The following is a 4384-nucleotide window of genomic DNA, read 5'->3' on the forward strand; positions in this document are numbered from 1 at the left end:
GCCGGGTGTCAGGCGGTCGTGGCCGGCCCCGGAGCGGCCGGGTGCGCCGCGTTGCACGCGTCGAGCCGCTTCTGCGCCTGCTCGACCCGCTTGACCTGCGCCTTCTTGGCCTTCTGGACCTTGGTCTTCTTCTCCTTGGCCAGCGCCAGGTTCGCCTTCGCGGAGCGCTTCTCCTTGGCGGTGTCGGCCGCCTTGACCGCGCCGCGGGCCTCGCGGACCTTGGCCTGCTTGGCGGCGAACTTCGCGGTGAGCGCGTCGAGCTTGGCCGTGGCACGGTCGAGCTGGGTCTGCTGCTGTGCGCACGGACCGGGGGTGGTCGGCGCGTCGGCGACGGCGCTCGCGAGCGGCGCGATGCTGAAGCCGAGGGCCAGAGTCGCGACGGCGGCGGCCGTCCGAGTGCGGAAGGTCATCGTGACTCCCTCAAGTCGATGGGTGTTGTCACCGGGTTCATGTGTTCACCTCGGCCTGCTGTTACACCGGCTGAGGAATTCTCTCGGCGCGCGACGACGTGACTAGACCAGCCGCGCCGCCAGCCGGGTCGCCGTCATGTGGGCGATCGACTCGATCGAGATCATCGGATTCACGCCCGATGCGGTCGGGAAGCAGGACGCGTCGGCGACATACAGGCCGTCGATCTCCCACGTCCGCCCGTCCGGGTCGACGGCCGACGTCTCGGCCGCGCCGCCCATCCGGACGCTGCCCATGATGTGAAGTGCGGCGAGCGCCATGGTCGCGGGAGCGGCCCCGGCCGTACGGAGGTCGCTCTCGAACGAGCCCACCGACCCGCGTACGCCGGGCTCGTAGCTCACCGTCCGGTGGTGGGTCGAGGCGATCCAGCGGGCCCCGGCCGCCTCGGCGATCCGGGCGCCGCCGACGAGACCCTTGACCAGGTGGTCGGTGTCCTGCGGCGAGAGCGTGTAGCGGACGACGGGCTCGCCGTCGCGCCCGATCCGGACCGTGCCGCCGGGATCGCGGTCGCGGACGATGACCGCGATGCCGAGCGTCCGGCCGAGCTCGTCCATCCGCTGCCGGAAGTCCGCGCCGCCGCGCCAGTTGACGAACCCGGTGCCGAAGGCGGGCGTCAGCGGCGCGGTCTCGAAGAGGACCCCGTAGCCGCGGCCGTCGAGGTCGGTCAGCGCGTCGACGTACCGGCTCTGCATCGCGCCCACCCAGCCGTCGACCCGCTCGTCCATCCGGCCCCAGACCGCGGTGGCGGGGTGGAGGCGCAGGTAGCGGCCGATATTCGGGTTGGTGAGGCCGCTGCGCTGCAGCAGCGCGGGCGTCTGGATCGCGCCGGCGGCGACGACCACGGCCCGCGCCCGCACGCGGATCCGATGCCCCTCGGCCGTCGTCCCCTCGGCCCCCGTCGCGCGCCCGAAGCTCGTGACGACCTGCCGGACCTTCACCCCGGTCAGAATCCGCGCGCCCGCGCGGGCGGCGTCCTCGAGCCACGTCTTCGCGGTCGACTGCTTCGCGCCGATCCGGCAGCCCATGCCGCAGCGCCCGCACTCGACGTCCTGGTCACAGCCGCGGACGTTGCGCGGCATCGCGGCGACGTCCCACCCGAGCGCGCGGGCGCCGCGCTCGAGGATCGCATCGCGCGGCGCGGCCTTGTCGTGGTCGGTGTTGACGCCGAGGCGGGCGCAGACGGCGTCCATCGACGCGGCGTACTCGTCGTCGGCGAACTGCCGGGCGCCGTACGACGCCCACTCCTCGCGCACCCGGTCCGGCGTGCGGAAGGACGTCGAGTAGTTGACGACCGTCCCGCCGCCGAGCCCGCGCCCGGCGACGAGCGCGACCTGTCCCTCCGCGGTCGACTGGGGTGCGAGGGCGTAGAGGTCGAGGAAGCCGGTCTCCTCTCCGCCGTCGAAGTGCCGCTCGTCGTGGAAGCCGCCCGCCTCGAGGACGACGACGTCCAGCCCCGCCTGCGCGAGCACGCCGGCCGCCGTACCCCCGCCGGCCCCGGACCCGACCACCACCACGTCGCAGCTCAGGTCGGCGTCGCGGGCCGGGACCGTCGGCCTGATGACGGCCGGCGGCGGGCTGTCGACGCGGCCGAGCGGGCCGTCGTAGCCCATCGGCTGCCACAGCGGTTGCCCGCCGACCAGGTAGTAGGGGAAGAGGGACGCCGTCTTGAGGCCCTGGAAGAGCGCGCGCTTGGCGCCGACCGACGAGTCCGACAGCGACAGCAGGACCCGCTCGCGCTCGCCCTGCGAGAGCGACGAGAAGCGGCGCGGTCGGCCGGTGAGCGCGAGGCCGAGCGCGCGGGAGTCCCAGGCGTCGAGGAGCAGCCTGAGCTGGGTGAGCTCGCCGGCGCGCGGGTTGGCCTCGGCGATCCGGAGCGCCAGCTCGTGGGAGCCGACGTCAGTGGGCGCCGGGATCCCGTCGGCGGCGGGTGCGAACGTGTCGGCGATGAGGCCCATCGCCCGGACCTGCCTCGCGGTGAACGGCATGGACCGACAGTAGGGGCTGTCGGCGCCTCGTGGGAGGGTCTGCGCCATGAACGCCGTACCCGGTCCCGACGGCCTGCCGCGCTGCCCCTGGGCGGTGTCCGCGCCCGAGTTCCCCGCCTACCACGACGTGGAGTGGGGATTCCCCGTCGTCGACGACCAGCGGCTGTTCGAGAAGGTCAGCCTCGAGGGATTCCAGTCCGGCCTGAGCTGGCGCACCATCCTCGTCAAGCGTCCCGCCTTCCGCGCGGGCTTCGCCGGCTTCGACTTCGCGGAGGTCGCCGGCTTCGACGAGCGCGACGTCGAGCGGCTGCTCGCCGACGCCGGGATCGTCCGGCACCGCGGCAAGATCGAGGCGGTGATCAACAACGCCGGCCGCGCGCTCGACCTGGTCGCGTCGCACGGCTCGCTCGCGGCGTACTTCTGGAGCTTCGAGCCGCCCCTCGCCGAGCTCTCCGACCCGCAGACGCTCACCACGTCGCCGACCGCGATCGCACTGTCGAAGGACCTGAAGAAGCGCGGCTGGAAGTTCGTCGGTCCGACCACGATGTTCGCGTTCATGCAGGCGATGGGCCTGGTCAACGACCACGTCGAGGGCTGCGTCACCCGCGCCGAGGTCGCCGCCGCCCGCGCCGCCTTCACCCCGCCGAGCTGAGCCAGTCGCCCAGCACCGCCACCGTGTCGGGCACGAACTCCTCCTCGCCGAGCATCTCGAGCAGCCGCGCGACACTCACCCACGCGCCCCACGCGACCTCCTCCGCCTGCCACGTGATCGGGCCGTCGTAGACGCAGGTGTAGGCGAACGCGTGGTAGCGCGTGTGGTCGTCGGCATAGTCGGCCTCGCCGAGCGGCGTGAGCTCGACCCCGTGGACGCCGAGCTCCTCCGCCGCCTCGCGCACCGCCGCGTCGTACGGGACCTCGCCGGCCTGGAGCACCCCGCCCGCCGCGAAGTCGTAGCGGCCGGGGAACACGTCCTTGGTGTGGGTGCGCCGGTGGACGTAGACCTCGCCGCGGCTGTTGCGGACGACGACCAGCGTGGCCGCGTGCCGGAGGTTGCGCGCGCGCATCTCGGCGCGGTCGACCACCTCGCCGGTGGGGCGGCCGTCGTCGCCGTACAGGGCGACCTGCTCGGGCACTACGGCCGCCTGCTCACCAACCCCGCTCGCGCCACTCCGCGACCTTCGGCCGCTCCGCACCGATCGTCGAGTCCGCCCCGTGTCCCGGGTAGAACCACGTGTCGTCGGGCAGCTCGCCGAACAGCTTGGTCTCCACGTCGCCGATCAGCGACACGAAGGCGTCGGCGTCGCCGAACGTCCCGCCCACCCCGCCGGGGAACAGCGAGTCGCCGGTGAACAGGTGCGGGTGGCCGGTGGGGTCGCGGTAGAGGAGGCAGATCGAGCCGGGGGTGTGGCCGGTGATCCGGATGACCTCGAGCTCGCAGTCGCCCACGGCGACGCGGTCGCCGTCGGTGACGCGGCGCTCGACCGGGACGCCGGTCTGCTCGGTGATCGCGTCGGCGTCGGGCTCGCCGGCGACGACGGCCGCACCCGTCTCCCGGACGACGTCCGCGAGCGCGCGGTGGTGGTCCCAGTGCTGGTGCGTGGTGATGACGGTGGTGAGCCCGGCGGAGCCGATGAGGGAGAGCAGCGTCTCGGGGGAGGCGGCGGCGTCGACGAGGACCTGGTCGCCGGTCGCGTTGCAGCGCAGCAGGTAGCAGTTGTTCGACATCTTCTCGTCGACAGCGACCTTGCTGATCGTCAGCGCGGGCAGCTCGCGGACGTCGGCGGGACCGCCGACCTTCACGTCTCCGGTGTAGCTCACTGGATTACCTTCCTCACGTCGGCAGGAACAACTGACCTGCTGATGCACCTCTGGTCCCCACCGGACCACCGCCAACGTTGCTCGACCTTCGATGAGGTCCTCGATGAGTTCTG

At 72.9% G+C, this 4384-nt stretch carries 5 protein-coding genes; 1 reads left to right on the top strand and 4 read right to left on the bottom strand.

Translation table 11 applies throughout. From position 1 onward, the window contains the following. Window positions 1-8: 8 nt before the first annotated feature. Together AB4880_RS05030 and AB4880_RS05035 are read right to left on the bottom strand one after the other, a co-directional pair. Entirely contained in the window at window positions 9-410 is a 402-nt protein-coding gene (locus AB4880_RS05030; RefSeq protein ID WP_367918107.1) for a hypothetical protein, read from the bottom strand. 102 nt (window positions 411-512) lie between these two features. Beyond that, a complete protein-coding gene (locus tag AB4880_RS05035; RefSeq protein WP_367918108.1) occupies window positions 513-2453 on the bottom strand; it encodes a GMC family oxidoreductase N-terminal domain-containing protein in 1941 nt (646 codons plus the stop codon). A gap of 46 nt (window positions 2454-2499) precedes the next feature. On the opposite strand from AB4880_RS05035, the gene AB4880_RS05040 reads away from it, so the two are divergent. Further along, a complete protein-coding gene (locus tag AB4880_RS05040; protein ID WP_367918109.1) occupies window positions 2500-3105 on the top strand; it encodes a DNA-3-methyladenine glycosylase I in 606 nt (201 codons plus the stop codon). Here AB4880_RS05040 and AB4880_RS05045 read toward each other — a convergent pair. Both AB4880_RS05045 and AB4880_RS05050 read right to left on the bottom strand, forming a co-directional pair. Next, window positions 3089-3586 carry an NUDIX hydrolase gene (locus AB4880_RS05045; RefSeq protein ID WP_367918110.1) on the bottom strand — a complete coding sequence of 166 codons (498 nt, stop codon included), beginning with the start codon at window positions 3584-3586 and terminating at the stop codon, window positions 3089-3091. The genes AB4880_RS05040 and AB4880_RS05045 overlap by 17 nt on opposite strands. Window positions 3587-3599: 13 nt before the next feature. Further along, window positions 3600-4271, bottom strand: a complete 672-nt coding sequence (locus AB4880_RS05050; RefSeq protein WP_367918111.1) for an MBL fold metallo-hydrolase — start codon at window positions 4269-4271, stop codon at window positions 3600-3602. Window positions 4272-4384: the final 113 nt, after the last annotated feature.

Origin of the sequence: Nocardioides ginsengisoli, from assembly GCF_039537225.1 — a bacterium.
Lineage (GTDB): Bacteria > Actinomycetota > Actinomycetes > Propionibacteriales > Nocardioidaceae > Nocardioides > Nocardioides ginsengisoli.